Origin of the sequence: Actinosynnema pretiosum (assembly GCF_002354875.1) — a bacterium.
In the GTDB taxonomy this organism is placed as follows: Bacteria; Actinomycetota; Actinomycetes; order Mycobacteriales; family Pseudonocardiaceae; genus Actinosynnema; species Actinosynnema auranticum.
This window is the reverse complement of record NZ_CP023445.1, coordinates 4,504,848-4,522,296: the sequence shown is the minus strand read 5'-3', so window position 1 is coordinate 4,522,296 and position 17,449 is coordinate 4,504,848. Positions and strand designations below refer to the sequence as shown.

The 17,449-nt window shown below is 76.7% G+C and carries 16 protein-coding genes; 2 read left to right on the top strand and 14 right to left on the bottom strand.

The window, feature by feature from the left end; genetic code table 11:
• Positions 1-357: 357 nt before the first annotated feature.
• The 7 genes from CNX65_RS19295 to CNX65_RS19265 all read right to left on the bottom strand — a co-directional run bounded on the left by CNX65_RS19295 (position 358) and on the right by CNX65_RS19265 (position 10,056).
• The gene (locus tag CNX65_RS19295; RefSeq protein WP_096495006.1) at positions 358-1,899 is read right to left on the bottom strand and encodes a thiopeptide-type bacteriocin biosynthesis protein; all 1,542 of its coding nucleotides are present in this window, start codon (positions 1,897-1,899) and stop codon (positions 358-360) included.
• The gene (locus tag CNX65_RS19290) at positions 1,899-3,017 is read right to left on the bottom strand and encodes a hypothetical protein (RefSeq protein ID WP_096495005.1); all 1,119 of its coding nucleotides are present in this window, start codon (positions 3,015-3,017) and stop codon (positions 1,899-1,901) included. The genes CNX65_RS19295 and CNX65_RS19290 overlap by 1 nt, the downstream gene beginning before the upstream one ends.
• Positions 3,014-4,720: a TOMM precursor leader peptide-binding protein gene (locus CNX65_RS19285; protein WP_096495004.1), complete on the bottom strand. Its 1,707-nt coding sequence runs from the start codon at positions 4,718-4,720 to the stop codon at positions 3,014-3,016. The genes CNX65_RS19290 and CNX65_RS19285 overlap by 4 nt, the downstream gene beginning before the upstream one ends.
• Positions 4,717-6,276 carry a hypothetical protein gene (locus CNX65_RS19280; protein ID WP_157767725.1) on the bottom strand — a complete coding sequence of 520 codons (1,560 nt, stop codon included), beginning with the start codon at positions 6,274-6,276 and terminating at the stop codon, positions 4,717-4,719. Before CNX65_RS19280 ends, CNX65_RS19285 begins: the two co-directional genes overlap by 4 nt.
• A complete protein-coding gene (locus CNX65_RS19275) occupies positions 6,273-7,361 on the bottom strand; it encodes a lantibiotic dehydratase C-terminal domain-containing protein (protein WP_157767724.1) in 1,089 nt (362 codons plus the stop codon). The genes CNX65_RS19280 and CNX65_RS19275 overlap by 4 nt, the downstream gene beginning before the upstream one ends.
• Positions 7,358-9,811, bottom strand: a complete 2,454-nt coding sequence (locus CNX65_RS19270) for a lantibiotic dehydratase (RefSeq protein ID WP_096494999.1) — start codon at positions 9,809-9,811, stop codon at positions 7,358-7,360. Before CNX65_RS19270 ends, CNX65_RS19275 begins: the two co-directional genes overlap by 4 nt.
• A gap of 71 nt (positions 9,812-9,882) precedes the next feature.
• Positions 9,883-10,056 (bottom strand): thiazolylpeptide-type bacteriocin, encoded by a 174-nt coding sequence (locus CNX65_RS19265; RefSeq protein ID WP_096494997.1) that lies wholly within the window; start codon positions 10,054-10,056, stop codon positions 9,883-9,885.
• A gap of 237 nt (positions 10,057-10,293) precedes the next feature.
• Between CNX65_RS19265 and CNX65_RS19260 the strand changes: the two genes are divergently transcribed.
• Together CNX65_RS19260 and CNX65_RS19255 are read left to right on the top strand one after the other, a co-directional pair.
• Positions 10,294-11,079, top strand: a complete 786-nt coding sequence (locus CNX65_RS19260) for an AfsR/SARP family transcriptional regulator (RefSeq protein WP_096494995.1) — start codon at positions 10,294-10,296, stop codon at positions 11,077-11,079.
• Positions 11,080-11,119: 40 nt separating this feature from the next.
• Positions 11,120-11,575 (top strand): VOC family protein, encoded by a 456-nt coding sequence (locus tag CNX65_RS19255; protein WP_096494993.1) that lies wholly within the window; start codon positions 11,120-11,122, stop codon positions 11,573-11,575.
• A gap of 12 nt (positions 11,576-11,587) precedes the next feature.
• Here CNX65_RS19255 and lspA read toward each other — a convergent pair whose 3' ends face one another.
• From lspA to CNX65_RS19215, 7 genes are all read right to left on the bottom strand, one after another.
• On the bottom strand, positions 11,588-12,097 hold the full coding sequence (gene lspA / locus CNX65_RS19250; protein ID WP_096494991.1) for a signal peptidase II: 510 nt from the start codon (positions 12,095-12,097) through the stop codon (positions 11,588-11,590).
• 353 nt (positions 12,098-12,450) lie between these two features.
• A complete protein-coding gene (locus CNX65_RS19240) occupies positions 12,451-13,608 on the bottom strand; it encodes an MFS transporter (RefSeq protein ID WP_096497872.1) in 1,158 nt (385 codons plus the stop codon).
• A gap of 8 nt (positions 13,609-13,616) precedes the next feature.
• Complete coding sequence (locus tag CNX65_RS19235) at positions 13,617-14,162, bottom strand: Chromate resistance protein ChrB (protein WP_096494987.1); 546 nt, start codon at positions 14,160-14,162, stop codon at positions 13,617-13,619.
• A gap of 156 nt (positions 14,163-14,318) precedes the next feature.
• Positions 14,319-14,840: a hypothetical protein gene (locus CNX65_RS19230; RefSeq protein ID WP_096494985.1), complete on the bottom strand. Its 522-nt coding sequence runs from the start codon at positions 14,838-14,840 to the stop codon at positions 14,319-14,321.
• A 248-nt stretch (positions 14,841-15,088) separates the two neighbouring features.
• Positions 15,089-15,427, bottom strand: coding sequence for an STAS domain-containing protein (locus CNX65_RS19225; protein WP_096494983.1), 339 nt, complete (start codon positions 15,425-15,427; stop codon positions 15,089-15,091).
• Complete coding sequence (locus tag CNX65_RS19220) at positions 15,424-16,599, bottom strand: PP2C family protein-serine/threonine phosphatase (RefSeq protein ID WP_096494981.1); 1,176 nt, start codon at positions 16,597-16,599, stop codon at positions 15,424-15,426. Before CNX65_RS19220 ends, CNX65_RS19225 begins: the two co-directional genes overlap by 4 nt.
• Positions 16,596-17,414 carry an alpha/beta fold hydrolase gene (locus tag CNX65_RS19215; protein WP_096494979.1) on the bottom strand — a complete coding sequence of 273 codons (819 nt, stop codon included), beginning with the start codon at positions 17,412-17,414 and terminating at the stop codon, positions 16,596-16,598. The genes CNX65_RS19220 and CNX65_RS19215 overlap by 4 nt, the downstream gene beginning before the upstream one ends.
• Between the last annotated feature and the right edge of the window lie 35 nt (positions 17,415-17,449).

Sequence of the window (17,449 nt, the reverse complement as noted above, 5' to 3'; positions counted from 1 at the left end):
GGAGCGCAGCTCGAAGTAGTCGGTGTCGGCGAAGCAGCCGTGCAGCACGGTGCTCATCGGGTTTCCCCCACAACGCGCCCGCCTCAACGGGGACAACAAGTTTTCCACTCGACGTCTTCGACGACGGCCTCCCACCCCCGGAGACCTCGCTCCGCGAGATCGCCACCCGAACCGGGACCAGCCACGCCCTTCTCCGCTACCACTTCGGCTCCCTCCCCGGCGTCCTGGCGGCAGTCCTCGGCGCCCAACGCACCCGCGACAACAAAACCCTGGTCAGCACCACCGAACAAAACACCTTCACCGACCTCGCCCACGCGATCTGGCAGGTCTACACCCACCTCACCCACCTCACCCGCCTCACCCGGCCACCGGCGCCAGGTAGACCAGCACGTCGTCCACCCCGTCCAGGCACAGCACGTCGTGCGCCACGTCGTCGTGGAACCCGCCGAACAACCCCAACCGCACCCCGTGGGCCGCCGCCACCAGCGCCAGGTTCTGCGCCAGGTGCCCACCCTCCACCAACGCCAACCGCAACGCCCGCGTCCCGTAAGCCCGCCGCAGCGCCCCCACCCGCGCGTACACCGCCAGCACCGCCGGAACCCCCGCCGGGTCGACCCGGTCGTCCCCCCGCCCGAACCACATCGAGCTCGCCAGCACGTCCCGCTCCGGCGGCGCCCCGGCCACCCGCACCAGCACCCGCCGCACCTCGTCCACGTCGTACACGCCGGGCTCCACCCCCGCCACCCGCCAGGCCAGCACCCGGACCCGAGCGCTCCACCGCCCGCCCGCGCTCGGGTGCGGCCTCCGCCCGTCCGGCAAGGCCCCGTGCGCCGTCCACAACAACGTCGCCAGCCCCGCCGCGTCCAACCCGCCCGCCAACGCCTCACCGCGCGCCGTCCGCCGCGCGGCCAACGCCTCCACCAGGGACGCCGACACCGGCTCCGCGTCCGGCAGCTCCACCACCCGCTGCCACGGCAGCGCGCCGAACGCCACGACCGGCTCCGCCCGAGGCCCCTGGTCCGGCTCGCCCACGTGGTACCTGCTCGCCACCAGGTACCGCCGGTCCGACTCACCCCCGTGCACGCGCTCCGCCACCCCCGGCGACTCGGCGGTCATCGCCACCAGCCTGCACACCACCCGCTCCTCCTCGGGCGTGATCCCCAGCCGGTTCAGCAGCATGTGCAGCTGCGAGCCCCACACGAACACCGGCAACCCGGCCTCCCGCACGCACTCCGCCCAGTACGCCACCGCCCCCGTGGCCCCACCCTCCAACCGCGCCCACCGGTCGGCCAGTTGCGCCCCGCGCGCCGCGTGCAACGACCTGGCCACCGCGTGCGAGGCCACCCCCGGAGGGGCGACCGCCTCCTCGGTCCGCCGCCACCCGGACGCCAACGACCGCAACCACGACGCCGCACCCGCCCGGTCCAACCCCACCGCGCTCGCGGTCGCCATCACCAGCTCCACCGCGGCCGTGAAGCGCGCGCCCGCCGTGCGCGCCGACCGCAGCACCGCCACCGCCACCTCGGTGCTGCGGCAGAACACCCCCTCCGCCACCGGCATCAGCTCCACCCCGCCGTACCGGGCGACCTCCGCCTCGTACCGCACCTCCCGCACCTCGCCGTGCGGCCACCCCGGCCCGTCCGCCCCGGCCCCGTCCATCCCGGCCCCGCCCGCCCCGGCCCCGTCCGCCACCACCGGGTGCTCCACCCCGGCCACCAGCGCGCGCAGCCTCCCCGGCAGGTCCGCGTCCCGCGCCCGCACCCGCAGGTGCGGCCCGCCCTCCCCGTACCGCACGTAGAACCACTCGCCGCTCATCGCCGGGGCGAGCACGTCCGCGATGAACGCGTCCACGTGCTCCACCGCCCACGCCAGCCGCACGTGCGCACTGGTCCACGTCATCACGCCTCCACCGGGCTCAGGTCGTAGGCGAACCCCGCACCACGCGGACGCCCGATCACGAGCAGGTACAGCAGGCAGTGCCCGGCGGGCGCGCCGACCAGCCCCTCCAGCGCCCCGTCGTCCACGCTCCGCGCCGGACGGCAGAACGCCCCCGCCCCGGCCGCCGCCTCGCACACGCGCTGCCCGGTGGCCCCCGCCGCCCGCAGCAACGCCCGGTACCCGTCCGGCCCGCCCGCCGCGACCGCCTCCGCCGGATCACCCGTGGTCACCAGCGCCAGGTTCGCCGACGCCACGTCGAACACCCCCGGCGGGTGCCCGAACACCGCCCCCAGCGAGCGCACCGCGTCCCCCGGCTCCACCACCCGCAGCCCGCCGTCCACCGCGTGCCAGCCGTCGACGACGTCCCGCACCCCGCGCACGGCCACCCGGTGCCGCAACCCGCCAGGCGACCGGCCCACCGCGTCCACCACCGCGTCCAGCACCGCCCTGGCCAACGGCCTCGGATCGGCGGCGATGCCGCGCGGCCCCACCCCGGAGCTGCGGACGGGCGACGGCGCGACGGCCTCCCCGCTCTCCCGGTGCGAGGACACCCGCACCACCACCCCGTCGACCTCCGCCCGCAACCCCAACCGCCGCGCGTGCCCGACCAGCGCCGCCCCGACGTGCCCCACCTCCAGCTCCGCCAGCACGTCCCCGAACTCCCGGTACCCCGCCGACAGCCGGTCCCGCCGCCGCACCAGCTCGATCTCCACCGCCCCGCCCAGCGCGGGCGTCCCCTCGCCGACCAGCTCGCGCCGCACCGCGTCCAGCACCCACCGCCCACCCGCCACCAGCACCAGGTCCACGGTGTGCGCCGCCCGAGCCGAGGGGTACGCGCGGTGGTCGTTGTACTGGTTCCACGGCTCCCACCGCAGCGGCGTCGCCACCGCCGTCAACAGGTGCGCCACCGCCGCCCCGAACCGCCCGCACCCGGCCAGCCCGCGCAACGGCACCCGCGCGCCCGCAGCCGCCGCGACCCCCGGCGACACCCCCGGCTCGACCACCCGCCCAGGCCCGTGCGCGTACGCCTCCTCCAGCGCCGCCCGCCCGTCCAGGGGCCCGGCCCCGCTCCCGCTCACGGGAACGGGTGCGGCAGCGGGGGACCGGACAGGCGCAACCGGGGCACGCCACCCGTGCGCCGGTTCACCTCCCCGAACGTCATCGGCGCCGTCCCCGGAACGATCACCTTCGCCGAGCGCAACCCCAACCGCTCCCGCACCACCGGATCGCTCTGGTCCACCGCGATCACCTCCAGCCCCAACGCCTCCCACCGCCGCACGTAGTGCTCCAGCACCGCGTCCAGGTCACCACCCGGCACGTCCGGCGCCACCAGCTCCCGCCCCGGCCCCGGAACCAGGAAGTCGTGCCGCCCCAGCGCCTCCGGCAGCGCGTTGACGTTCACGTGGTCGTCCATCGTGCGCACCAGCCCCGGCTCGCGCAGCATCCGCCGCAACCGCTCCGGCTCGTAGTCCCCCGGCTCGCTCCGGTACCGCTTCGCTCCCGCCTCCACGTCCATCACCACCTCGGCCGCCGCGGCCCGCACCGCCGCGCCCACGTCCAACCCCGCGCCCGCCGCGTAGAACGCGCACGGGAACCCGCCCCGCCCCTCCGCCCGCCGGGCCAGCGACAGCACCGACGGCACCCCGAGGTCGTTCGTCGCGTCGTACAGCTCCAGCCGGTACCCCACCTGCTCCAACCGGTCCGCCACGTGCGCCGTCAGCTCGTCGTCCGAGCGCAGCGACGGCAGCGGCGCCCGCCCGTACCAGGCGGTCAGGAACGCGTCCCGCTCGGCGACCTCGAACAGCCCGTGCAGCACCGCCTCCACGAGGCTGTTGCCCGTGCCGCACCCGTTCGAGGTCTCGTCCACGAACCTCGGCCCGACCGACCGCCCCCAGTAGGCGACGTGCTCGGGCACCGCCACGGCACGCCCCCGCGTGTAGGACCACCCGTGCACCCAGCGGATCCGCACGTCCGGCCGGTACGGCGTCACGTGCGGCGACCCCAGGTCGGGCAGCCCCAGCCGCACCGGGTCGAGCGCCCGGTCGGGTCCCAGCTCGGCGAACGACGCCTCCAGCACCGTGGTGACCCGCCTCGGCCGCAGTCCCGCGTGCCGCTCCACCGCCTCGAACAGCGCAACCCGCTCGGCGTGCTCGTAGTCGCCCGTGCGCCCGAACCCGGCCTGCCCGCCGACCAGCTCGGCGCTCACCGCCGCCACGGCCAGGTCCCCGATCCGGTGCAGCCCGCCCACCGGCCCGTGCCGCAGGTCGAACAGCTCGCGGCGCAGCGAATCCCCTGCGGTCGCAGGGTTCTCGCCCCGCAGCGACCCCGGCTCCACCGGCACGGGCGCGCGCACCACGCTCGCGGCCTCCGCCGAGTCCTCGGGCAGCGGCCCGCACCTCGCGCACCCCTCGGGCCTTGGCCGGACCCGGTGCTCGCCCACCGCGCCCAGGTCCGACCGCAGGGCCAGCACGCGGTCGCGGTGCGCGTCGGGATCGGCCAGCACGCGCCCCACCAGCGCGTCCAGCACCGGCCGCAGCGCCGGGACGACCAGCCCGCCCACCCGCATCGCCGGGTCCGCGCGCGGCGCCGACGCCCCCAGCGCCGCGAGCCGGGCGTCCTCGGCGCACCGCAGGCACACCCCACCCGCACCCCGGCCCAGCACCGGCCCCACGAGCACCAGCGCGCCGTCGAACCGCACCGGCAGCACCGGCCCGTCCACCCCGAGCCGCTCCAGCTCGCCCAGCGCGTACCCGGTCAGCTCCACGACCTCCACGTCGCTCACCGGAACGCCACCAGACCCGCCGCCGTCAGCACCGGCCCCAGATCCACCGGCTCGACCCCGCCCGCGAGCGCCCGCAACCCCTCCTGGAACGCCTCCTCGACGTCACGCAACCCGTAGGGCCAGTGCCAGTCCCGGTTCGTCCACGGCGCGGCGGCGGCGTCCGGCGTCACGACCGGCGCCGCCCCGCACAGCACCACCGCCCCGGAATCCCCGCGCCCCCCACCCGCCCGCTCGACCTGCGCCCGCCCGGCCGCGGCCAGCGCGGCGAACGCGACCGCGTCGGCCGCCGCGGCCTCCACCGCCCAGGACAGCTCCTCCCCGCCGCAGCGCACCACCGCCCGCACCACCTCCGGCGCCAACCGGGTCACCTCCACCTCGGCGGGCAGCGCGAACCGCAGCACCACGGCCTTCCACCACCGCCGCGCGGTCGGATCGGCCGACCACTCCCGCTCGGCCACCACCTCGCCCGGCAACCCCCGCACCGCCGCCCGCAGCGCCAACCCCTCGGCGTGCACCCGGTCCGCGCCGACCACCACGCCCCCCGGCGCCAGCCGGGACGCCGACCGCAGCAGCGCGTCGAGCCGCGCGGCGTGCTCGGTGACGCCGAACCCGACCACCTCCCCGGACGCCGCCAGCTTCACCGGGAGCTGCGGCAGCGCGCCGGGCAGCGGCGTCGCCACCGGCCCGAGCTCCTCGTCCCCCAACACCTCCAGCAGCGCCCCGCCCGCCTCGCGCGGCCGGACCGCCGACAACCACGGGTGGTACTCCGCGCGCAACGGGTCCAACCGCGCCACCAGCACCGCCTGGTGCGGCGGACCGCCCGGCGGCACGTCGTGCCACATGTCCACCACCTCGCCGGACGGATCGGGCACCCCGCCCACCGCGCACACCAGCCGGTGCGCGGCGGCCGACGCGACCAGCGCCGCCAGCACCTCCGGCGGTTCCCCGGCCCCGCCCGCGAGCCGCTCGGCGACCCCCGCCGCGTCGGCCAGCACCTCGTCGACCGCGCCGGGCGCGACCACGAAGCCCACGTCCCCCGCGCACCCGCCCGCGACCGCGTGCGCCCCCGCCACGACCAGCAACCCCGGCCCCGGCCGCACCGCCGCGACCTCCACCCCGGTCGCGAGGAGCGCCCGGCGCGCGGCGGCGGCGAGCACGCCCCCGCCCACCACCTCGACCCGCGCGGAGCGCAACAACCCCCACGCCTGCGCGGGCCTCGCGGCCACCGACTCCAACCACGCCGCGATGTCCGGCGGCGGCTGGCCGTCCCCGCCGCCACCCCACCCGGCGGGCACCTCCACCAGCAGGTCGTGCTCGCGCAGCTGCCCGATCAGCAGCTCCAGCGCCCGCGCCACGACCGGCGCCGCCCCCTCCGGAGCCACCAGCCGCTCCGGCGGCACCCCCTCGGCCAGCGGCGCGGCCAGGCGCTCCCAGATCGTCCACAGCCCGCGCCCGCCGTCGACCGTGAAGCTGGAGCGCCAGCCCCGCACGTGCACCCCGCTCCCGGTGGGAGTCGCGTGCACCACAGGTCGCAACCGCAGCAGAACCCCGCTCACCGGACCACCTTCGCCATCCCCGCCACCTGCTCCTCCCAGCGCACCCCGGTCACCCGCTGCACCGCCCGCACCAGCAGGCTCGCGGCCAGGTACCGCTCCACCGGCGTCACGTCGCACACCGCCAGCAGCCGGTACAGCGCGTTCGTCCCCGCCCGGTACACCGTCACCGGCCGCAGGTAGTCCGGGTGGTCGAAGTCGACCTCGATCAACCGCCGGTGGTACTCGCCCGGCTCGCCCCTGTGCTCGCGGTGCCACCGCCGCACCGCCTCCGGCTCGCCCAGCTCCAGCGCCCGCTCCCCGAGCAGCCCGGTCGGCCCGGTCGGCAGCTCGCCCCGGTCGAACGCCGCGTCCCCCAGCGCGCGGGCCGCGTCCGACCACTCCGCCCACACCGCCCCGGCCGAACCGTCCAGCACCGCGCGCACGGTCGCCACCGCCGCGTCCGCGTTGCGCTCCCACACCCGGTCGAACCGCGCCCGCAGCGCCCCGCCGGGGTCGGAGTGCCCCAGGAACCCCTCCAGGTGCGACAGGAACGAGTGGTAGCCGTTGGCGATCCCGGCGGGGAAGCGGCTCGCGTGCGCGGCCATCGCGACGAGCGCGAGCCGCGCCCGCCCCTGGCCCGTGCGGTCCACGGCCACCGCGTCCGCGATCGCCGGGACGCCCAGCCGCAGGTTCCCGGTGCGCAGCTCCACCAGCTCGACCGACCCCACCAGCCGCAGCACCGGGGCGAGGTCGGTCTGCTCGACCAGCACGGTGTTGTCCGGCTGGATCGGCCCGTACGGCGGCGGCACCAGCTCGGCGATCCCGCTCTGCCGCGACCGCTCCAGCAGCTCCTCGTCCGTCACGTCCGCGGTGGACGGGCGCTCGGCCAGGTGCGCCCGCACCCGCCCGGCGACCAGCTCGGCGGCCCGCCCCACGACCCCGTCCGGCCCGTCCAGCCGCACCACCAGGTGCGGTCCCCGCAACCAGTGCCGCTCCACGTGCCCCACCGCGCCCGCGTCGACGGCCGCCGCGAGCGCGGGCAGCACGGCGTCGCGCAGCAGGGGGGCCTTCACCGGGTCGCGGTAGTGGCAGACCACGTCGATCACGAGTTCCTCCAGTAGGTTTCCGCGACCAGCTCGACCACCCGGCCGTCCGCCCCGGCGGTCCCCGGAACGGGCAGCGCCTCGGTCACCCGCACCCCGTCCGGGAAACCGGCCAGCAGGCGCGGCAGGCACCGCAGGTGCAGCGGGTCGCCGAGGTCGGCGTACTGCGGCTTGCGCGCCGTGAGCGCGTGCCGGTACGCCTCGGCCGGGTCGGGCGCGCCTTCGGGGCCGACGAACACGTGCTCGGGCAGCCCGTGCCGGGCGCGCAGCAGCGCCACGTCCAGCGCCGCCCGCTCCTCCGCGCCGACCACCGGCGGGACCGGGAAGCCCCAGGACCGGCGCGCCAGCACCACGTTCCGGTGCGCCAGCGGCCCCAGCCGGGTCACCCCGCCGTCGACCTCGCGCTCCCGCAGGGCGTCCAGGTCGACCCAGCCGCAGGACAGGTCCGAGTACAGCGCCGCCTGCCGGTCCGGGAGCGCGATCGGGACCATGAACCCCAGGTACAGCACGTCCAGCGGGCGGCCGTCGCGGGTCACCCGCACCTCGTCGGCGTCCGGGTCGTGCCGCACGTCCAGGTCGTCCGCGAGCAGGTCGGCCCACCGGGCGTCCTCGCCGACCTCGCGCGCGCCCACCAGCGGGTGCAGGTTCGGGTTGAACCCGCGCACCGGGCGGAACTGCACCGGGTCGTCGGTGTGCCGCAGCACCTGCGCGGTCACCGCCTCGCGCGCGCCCGGCAGCAGGTCCAGGAAGCGGCTGGTGAACTTGCCGAACCCCGAGTACACCCGGTTGACCACCAGGCGCCCGTCGCCGGTGGGCTGGGCGAAGAAGCCGTACGAGCCGGGGCGCCGGGTGGTCCACGCGGGCAGCAGCCCGGCCGCCCGGTCGAGCACCGCGTCGGTGATCACGCCGCCGCGCACCAGCCCGGCCAGCTCCTCCCGCACCGCCAGCAGTTCGAGCGCGGCGGGATCGGCCGGGACGGCCCCGGACGTGCTGTCCCGCCAGGCCGACGTGATCGGGCCCGCGCCGTCGGCCAGCGAGGCGACGCCGCCGACCCCGAACCGCTCGGTGAACCTGGCCGTGATCAGGCGGCGCAGCAGGACGTGCTGGTCGAACGCGATCAGCAGCGGGGTGAGCAGGGCCAGCTCCGGGAACGCGCCCAGCGGGGTGGTCGTCGGCTCGGGCAGCACCACGTCCTCCACCACCGGCGCGACCCCGGTCAGGTCCGCGCCCACCCGCTCGCCCAGCTCCCGCCAGCCCTCGGACAGCTCGGCGAGCACGGCCGCCCTGGCGGGGGCGGGGGTGGCGCCGAACTCCTCGGTGGTCCTGGCGAGCGCGGTCAGCCTGCCCGCCAGCGCGGCGGGGTCGGGGGTCGCGGGCCCGGCGGGCTGGTCGGTCAGCCAGGTCGCGAGCGCGGTCAGCGGGTCCCGCTCCTGCGGGTGCACCGGAGGGATCGGGACGAGCAGCCCCAGCTCCCGCGCCCGCGCGACGAACCCGCGCGCCGCGTCCGCCGACCCCTCCGGGAGCCGGGCCGCCAGCGCCGCCTCCACCTCCGCCAGCCGCAGTCCCGGCGGACCCGCGTCGCGCACCAGCGCGAGCACGAACCGCAGCGGGCCGGTGGCGGCGACGTCCACCTCCTCCTCCCGCACCACGTCCGCGCGCCCCACGCCCGCCACCGGGGTGTCGCGGCGGAACAGCACCCGGCCGTCGCGCACCCGCAGCCCCGCCGCCACCCGGTGCGGCAGCAGCGGTCCCAGCGCGGTCGCGAACCTGGTCACCAGCAACCGGTGCGCCGCCGGGCGCGACACCGCGGGACCGGGGTGCGGGGCAGCCTCCGCCCGGTCGTCCCAGGTCGACCAGCCGACGTGGGTGTGCCAGGACAGCGGGCTGGTCTTCGCGGTGGCGCGCAGGGCGTAGCGCAGCAGCGTCGGCTCGGCCTTGCGCGCCCTGCGGTCCGGGACGCCGCCCAGGCGCGCGGCGCGGTCCATGCCCCGCAGCAGGTCCGCGCCGGTCAGCGCGCTCGCCAGCCGGGGCGCGTCGGCCGCGCACACCCGCGCCAGCCACGCCCTGGACCTGGCCAGCGCGTCCGGCCACGCGGCCAGCGCCGCCGCCTCCGCCTCGGCCCGCGCCCCGTGCGCCGCCAGCCACTTCGCCAGCAGCGGGACGCGCTCCGGCAGGTCGCCGAGGTCGCGCCCAGGGTGCGGCGGGCGGTGGTTGTGCACGTCGCGGCGCAGCGGGAGCACGACCGCGCGGTGGAAGTCGGCGCCGTGGTGCGCGGCGCTGTCGTGCAGCGCGTCCGCCAGGTCCCCGGCCAGCGCGGCGAGGTCGGCCTCCACCGCGGCCAGCGCGGCGAGCGCGGCGCGGAAGTCCGAGCCCGCCGGACCGGGGTGGGCGAGCGCGGCCACCCGGACCAGCGCGTACGGCGCGAGTTCGGTGCTGGTGCCGTGGCCTGTCATCGGGTGCTCCTGGGAGGTCGGTCGCGGGTGGGGCCGGGGACGCCCGCGCGGACGCCCCCGGCCCCGGTCGGTCACACCTGCGGTAACTCGGGCATCGGCGGCTGCTGGCAGCAGCAGCACGAGGTGCTGCTGCACGAGCAGGCCGCGGTGGACGCGCCGGTCTCCGGCAGGGCCACCGCGTCGCGCATCGCCGTCACGGCCAGGTCGCCGAGGTCGAGCTCGGATTCGTCGAAGGTCAGGTCCATCGTCAAGTCCTCTCCGGATCTCCTTGCGGTTCCCCGAATCGGGATCGGCGCTGCTCAGCGCGCGCCGGTCCGGTCACCGGGGCTCGGGGCGCACGCTCCCACGTCGCGGTATACGTCCGGTATGCGCCGTGATCGACCTCCCCTATGGGCTCCGGCGAGAACGACCGGTGACTCCGGGTAGGACATAACTGGGGGTGCTGGCGGGAGAGCGGGACCAGGGGCGGTGGAGGAGCGGGGATGGCGGTCCGTGCGGTGGCGCGTGCGCAGCAGGGCGTGACGATCCGGCTGTTCGGCGGGCAGGAGCTGAGCGGCCCTCACGCGCGCGGCGTGGTGCCCCGCGGGGTGAAGGCGCGCACGCTGCTCGTCGCGCTGGCGCTGGACGCGGGCGCGGCCGTGTCCACCGGGCGGTTGCTCGACACCCTGTGGGAGCAGGAGCCGCCGCGCAGCGCGGGGAAGAACCTCCAGCTGTACGCGAGCAGGCTGCGCCGCTGCCTGGACGACGTGGGCCTGGGGCTGGGCGGGCTGCTGGTGCACGTCGGGCACGGGTACCGGCTGGACGTGCGGCCGGGGTCGGTGGACGCGCTGCGCGTGGCCGAGCACGCGCGCGAGGGCGTGGCGGCGCTGCGGCGCGGGGACGCCGAGGCGGCCGACGCGGAGCTGGGTGCGGCGCTGGCGGGGTGGCCGGTGGAGGGGCTGGTGGGGCTGGTGCCCTCGGAGCCCTCGGTGGCGGTGGCGGGGCTGTGGCGCGAGCGCAGGCTGGCGGTGGTGGAGCACCTGGCGGCGGCGAAGGTGGAGCTGGGGGCGCGCGAGGAGGCGGCCGACCTGCTGGCCGCGCAGGCGGCGGCGAACCCGGCGCGCGAGTCGGCGCACGTCGCGCTGATGCGGGTGCGGGCGCTGCTGGGGGACCGGGCGGGGGCGGTGGAGGTGTACCGGCGGCTGGAGCGGGTGCTCGACGCCGAGCTGGGGATCGGGCCGGGGCCGGAGGCGCGCGCGGTGGTCGGGGCGGTGCTGGGGCGGGTGTGACGCGGGCGCGGGTGTCGGACCCCTGCGGCAGGCTGTCGGGGTGGAGACGACCTTGCAGGTGACGATCGACTGCGCCGACCCGCGGCGGCTGGTGGCGTTCTGGGCCGAGGCCCTCGGGTACGTGCCCGAGCCGCCGCCCGGCGGGCACGCCACCTGGCGCGAGCACTGGGTGGCGACGGGGGTGCCGGAGGAGGAGTTCGCGGACGGGGCGGGGGAGACGCCGGAGTCCGTCGTCGACCCGGCCGGGGTGGGGCCTCGGGTGTGGTTCCAGCAGGTGCCCGAGGGCAAGGCGGGGAAGAACCGGGTGCACCTGGACTTGAAGGTGGGGGGTGGGCGCGGGGTGCCGCTGGAGGTGCGGGTCGAGCGGGTGAGGGCGAAGGTGGAGCGGCTGGTCGAGGCGGGGGCCGGGGTGCTGCGGGTCGTGGACGAGCCGGGCGCGGGGCACTACGGCGTGGTGCTCCAGGACCCGGAGGGGAACGAGTTCTGCGTGGTCTGAGCGGGGGGGGGGCTAGCGCCCGGCGGGCTCCTGCGGGACCGGTGCGGGCTCCGGCTCCGGGGTGAGCAGCGTGACCAGGACCAGCAGGACCGCGCCCGCGCTGATCAGCACGTCGGCCACGTTGAACGTCGCGAACCAGCCGGTGTGGAAGTAGTCGGTGACCGCACCGTCGAACGCCCGGTCCACCAGGTTCCCGACCGCGCCGCCCAGCACCAGCGCCAGGGCGACCCGGCCCCAGCGCGGGGTGCTCGGTGCGGTGCGGTGGGCGTGCAGGGCCACCGCTAGGGTGATCAGCGCCGTCACCGCCGTCACGACCCCCGCGGGCAGCGAGGAGCCGAGGCTGAACGCCACGCCCTCGTTGTGGAGCAGGCGCAGCTGGAGCGGGCCGAGGTCGACCGGGCCGTGGACCAGGTTCCGCTCGGCCAGGACCTTGGCCGCCAGGTCCGCGACCGCGCCCACCGCCGCGATCGTGAACAGCGCCGCGCGGCCGGTGGGGCGGGTGGTCTTCGCGTCGAGCCGCACCGGGGCCTCCCACCGGTCGGGGTACTGGGCGCGACAGTACAGCCCGCTTGGACAGCGCCGGGCTGGACAGCGCTGGGCTGGACCGGTGCCAGGGCCTGTCCCCACCGGGCCTCGCCTCCGCCAAGCCCGGACTCCGCCGGGGCCGGACAGCGCTGGGGCCGGACAGCGCTGGGGCTTACCCCCCACCGGGCCCTGGCCCCACCATGTCCGGCCCCACCATGTCCGGCTCCGCCAAGCCGGGCTCCGCCAAGCCGGGCTCCGCCAAGCCGGGCTCCGCCAAGCCGGGCTCCGCCAAGCCTGGCTCCCCATGTCCGGCCCGCCGAGGTTCCCCCCGGCGGGCCGGGGTCACCGGGCTATCGGGTCGCCGTGCCGCGTGCCACCAGCAGCGCGATCACCACCAGCACCGCCGCCAGCCCGAGCAGGCCGAAGCCCAGGGTGCTCACCGTCGCGATCGCCCCGACCAGCAGCGGGCCGCCCGCGTCGCCCAGCTCGCGCCCGACCTCGGCCGCGCCCATGGTCTGCCCGACCCGTTCCTGCGGGGTGTGCGAGGCCAGGTGGGCGAACCCGATCGGCGTCGCCAGGCCGGTGCCCGCGCCGATCGCCAGCGCGGCCACCACCAGGCCCGCCACGCCGGGCAGCGTCGCCGCCGCCACCGCGCCCGCCGCGGCCACCACCAGGCCGCCCGCCATGCCCGCCACGTCCCCGACCCGGCCCGCGTCGCGCCACCGCCCGGCCCACGGCTGCACCAGCGCCGCCGTGGCCGCCAGCAGGGACACCACCGCGCCGGTCGCCAGCGGGCCGAGGTCGGCGCCCGCCACGGGCAGGAAGCCGACGCCCACCGCGAGCACCGCCGTCGCGCCCGCCAGGGTCGCGGTGGGCCGCAGGAACGACCCGGAGCCGAGCCGCCTGGCCAGGTCCAGCACGGTCTGCCTGGTCCTGGGCAGCGGCGGCGCGGTCGGCACGGCCACCAGCGCCCACGCCGCCACCGCCAGCGCCAGCCCGGCCAGCACGCCGAACAGCAGCGGGTGGCCGCCCAGGTGGATCAGCACGCCGCCCAGCACCGGGCCGAGCGCGTAGCCCAGGCCCTTCCACGCCCCGTACCCGCCGAACACCCGGCCGTGCCCGGCCCGCGGGGACAGCCTGGCCACCAGCGCGCTCGCGGCCGGGGAGAACGCCGCCGCCGCCGCGCCCTGGCCGAGGCGGGCCAGGCCGACCAGCGCCGGGTTGCCCGCCAGCACGAACGCGGCCGAGGCCGCGGCGAACGCCAGCAGGCCGCCCAGCAGCACCGGGCGCGGGCCGATGCGGTCGGTGAGCGCGCCGAACACCGGTTTGAGCACCACCTCGGCCCCGTCGTAGACGGCGAGCAGCAGGCCGAGCGCGAGCAGCGACGCGGCGCCACCGGTGTAGTCGCCCAGCCCGGCGGCGATGCTGTGCGCGCCGAAGGCGGTGACGAAACCCGCCGCGCAGAGGGGGAGCAGGCGGGAGCGCGGGGAGTCGGGGGAGTCGGTCACGTCGGCGCTCACATCTGGTGCAGCGCCTGGAAGACGCGGTCCGTGTAGTCGGCCAGCCGCTCGGCGCAGCGCGCCAGCCTCCGGTCCGCCTCGGCGGCGTCGGGCGAGCCGAACAGGTCGCGCACCCGCACGTCCCGGTGCCAGCGCCGCAGCCGCTCCAGGCTCTGCTCCTCCTCCTCCAGCTCCGCCATGGTGAACTTGCCGTTGCGGATCTCCTTGTCGATCTCGGCGTCGAACTTGCCGCAGTCGGCCAGGAACTCCGCCCACTCCTCGGCCCGCTCGGCGGTGAACATCGCCTCCAGCCGCGCGGAGTCGGTCTCGGCGCGCCCGGTCGCGTCCAGCACGAGCACCTCGCCCTCGCCGCGCCCGGCCAGCTCGACCACGCGGGCGACCCCGTCCGCGAACACCGGCGCGTCGGGCACGACCCACGCGCCCTGCCCGAGCGAGAGCGCCCCGATCCGCCGCAGCTCCCGCCACACCGCGACGCGGTGCCTGCTCGGCGTCGCGGGCACCTGGACGACGAGCACCAGCCAGGACGTGCGTTGATCCGTCACGGTGGTGACTGTAGCAGCGGTTACAAGTGGGCCGGTAGCGGAATGCCCCGGTGGATTCGCGGAAAACGGGGGAAAAGAATTCCGGGCGCGCGCGAGTGCGACCCGATCCCCGTGCGGATCGGGTCGCACCCGTTTACCGGGGTCGCTCGGCGGGATTCAGACGACCAGGAGCGTGGCGGTGCTCGTGGCGGACGAGATCCCCGTGCCGAGCAGGCAGCTGAGCACGTTCAGCGACAGCGCCGTGACCACCAGCGTCCCGGTCGAGCCGCTGAACTTGCCCGCCGTGATCAGGCCGGTGAACGTCGTCACCTGCTGACCCGCGACCGAGACCGTCGTCCGGGTGTACTCGAAGAAGCTGCTCTCGCCGGTGTTCCACGTGATGGTGACCGTGCCGGACAGCGAGCCGGGCACGGTGACCAGGCAGGACAGCGTCGCCGCCTCGCTGTTGGCGATCTGCGCGCTGGTGACCAGCGGGTCGGCCAGCGACGTGCAGGGACCCAGGTTCAAGGTCTCGCCGATGGTCGTCGGGGTGGCGGTGGCGGTGATGGGCGGGGTGTAGGTGGTGACGCCGGTGCCGAGGGCGCAGGTGGCGTCACCGGCGGCGGCCTGGGCGGGCGGCGAGAGCAGCAGCAGGGACGCGAGGGCGGCGGCGAAAGCCGCGAGGAAGCGAGTTCTCATGCCGATAACTTCAGCCTTCGGGAACCCCGCGCAGCAATTGCCGTCGCACTGTCGGGGAGCGGTTCCACACCTGTGCCCGAATGATTCCCGGCCGGGCCGGGGAAGTGGATCGGCGGGCTGCGCCGCTCGGGTGAGCCAATCGTCAACACGACAACCCGACCGGGAAGTTCTGCAATCCGCACCGGTCCGGGAGGAAAAATCCGCCCGTGACGGCCGCGCGGCGGCAGGTCCCCGCCGCGCGGCCCGCCTCACGGGTGCAGCAGCCCCGCCGGTTTGCTCAGCACGGTCAGCACCGTGTCCAGCCCGGTCAGCCGCAGCATCTTGTGCACCGGCGGCGGCGGCCCGACCAGGCTGAACGCCGCCTGCTCCGCCTCCGCCCGCTCGTGCGCCCCGATGAACACGGTCAACCCGCTGGAGTCGCAGAACGCCAGCGAGCTCAGGTCCAGCACCAGGTGGTGCCCGCTGCCCAGCGGCACCCCGGCGATCGCCTCCCGCAGCCGTGACGCGCTGCGGTGGTCCAGCTCCCCGGTCGCGGTCACCACGTGCCTGGTCGCGGTGGTCGTGCTGGTGATCTTCAGGTCGCTCACGCCGGTCCCACCCCGAACGCGAGCACCGCGGCGTCGTCCTTGCCTCCGCCGCCCGCCAACCGCTCGGCCAGCTCGTCCACCACGTCCCGCGCCGACCCCGGCCGCACCCCGTCGAGCAGGTCGTCGCCGAGCCCGTCGGTGTGCAGCACGAGCACGTCGCCCGCCGCGAGCCGCGCGGTGCGGCGGGTGAACCTCGGCGCGGCCAGCAGCCCCACCAGCTGCGCGCCGGGCGTGTGCAGCACCTCCACGGCGCCGTCCGCGCGCACCACCAGCGCGGGCGGGTGCCCACCGCTGGCCAGCGCCAGCGCGAACCCGTCGTCCGCGGGCCGCAGCACGCCGACCACGGCCGTGCAGAACTCCGGCACCCCGTCGCGCTGCCCGCGCAGCACCTCGTTCAGCTTCCCCAGCGCCGCCGACGGCCCGGACTCGGTGATCGCGGCCCCGCGCAGCGCGTACCGGGCCACCGAGGTCAGCTCGGCCGCCGCGGGCCCGCGCCCGCTGACGTCGCCGACGAAGAACCCCAGCCGGTCCCCGCCGCACAGCGGGTACACGTCGTAGAAGTCGCCGCCGACCTCGTCGGAGTTCGCCGCCCGGTAGTGCGAGGCGACCTCCAGCCCCGGCAGCGACGGCAGGGTCGGCGGCAGCAGGGTGCGGCGCAGCGCCTCGGTGAGCCTGCGGTGGTGCTCCCGGTCCCGCTCGGCCTCCTGCCTGGCCCGCACCAGCTCCCGCTCGTACGAGCGCCGCTCCCGCGCGTCGAACACGGTCAGCCGGACCAGCTGCTGCTGCCCGTCCGAGCCGTTCTTGGCCTTCGCGGTCACCAGCACCGGCAACCGCTGCCCGTCGGCGGCGACCAGGTCCAGCGCGATCTCCCGCGCCTCGCCGTGCATCCGCAGCATCGGCGCGTAGTGCGTCTCGTGGTACAGCTTGCCGCCCACGGTCAGCAGGTCCACCAGGTACCGGCGGCCCACCAGCTCCTCGCGCCGGTAGCCGAGCCAGTCCAGCAGCGTCGAGTTGACCTTGGCGATCTCGCCGTCCAGCAGCGTGGACAGGTACCCGCACGGCGCGTGGTCGTACAGGTCCTCCACGCTGTCCTCCAGCAGCGCGGAGAACGCGACGGCGGCGGTGTCGTCGTCCACGTCCGGCGCCACGCGCTGGTCGGAGGGTCTGGTCACGGCTGGCTCCTCCCCGGCTGCTCGGCCAGGAATCCGCGGATGGCGTCGGTGGTCGCCTCGGGGGCGCTGAGGTTCGGGCAGTGCCCGGTGGCGTCGAGCAGCACCATGCGCGCGCCGGGGATCGAGTCGCGCACGTACGCGCCGATCCGCTGCCCGGCGATCACGTCGTTGCGGGACTGCAGGACCAGGGTGGGCACCGACACGGCGGGCAGGTCCGCCCGGTTGTCGGAGGTGAAGGTGACGCGGGCGAAGTGCCGGGCGATCGCGGGGTCGGTGCGGCAGAAGCTCTCGGTCAGCTCCTCGCCCAGCTCGGGCCGGTCCGGGACGCCCATGATCGCCGGGGCCATGGCGGCGGACCAGCCGAGGTAGTTGCTGTCGAGGGACTCCAGGAGCTCCTCGATGTCCGCCGGGCTGAACCCGCCCCGGTAGTCGCCGTCGTCCACGTAGCGAGGCGACGGGCACACCAGCACCAGCGCGCCGAAGCGGGACGGGTCGCGGTTGGCGGCCAGCACGCCGATCATGGCGCTGACCGAGTGGCCGACGAACACCGCGTCGCGCAGGTCCAGGTCCGCCAGGACCTCCAGCACGTCGGAGGCGTACCCCTCTAACGAGTCGTACTTGTCGCGCCGGTACGCGGTCAGGTCCGACTTGCCCGCGCCGACGTGGTCGAACAGCACCACGGGGTGCTCGTCCTCGAACGCGGGGGTGACCAGGCGCCACATGTTCTGGTCGCAGCCGAAGCCGTGGGAGAAGACCACTGGCCGACCGGTCGGCGAGCCGGTGACCAGCACGTTGTTCCTGCTGCGGATGTTCATGAGCGGGAAGTATCTCATTGCGCCGTTCGCTTGGG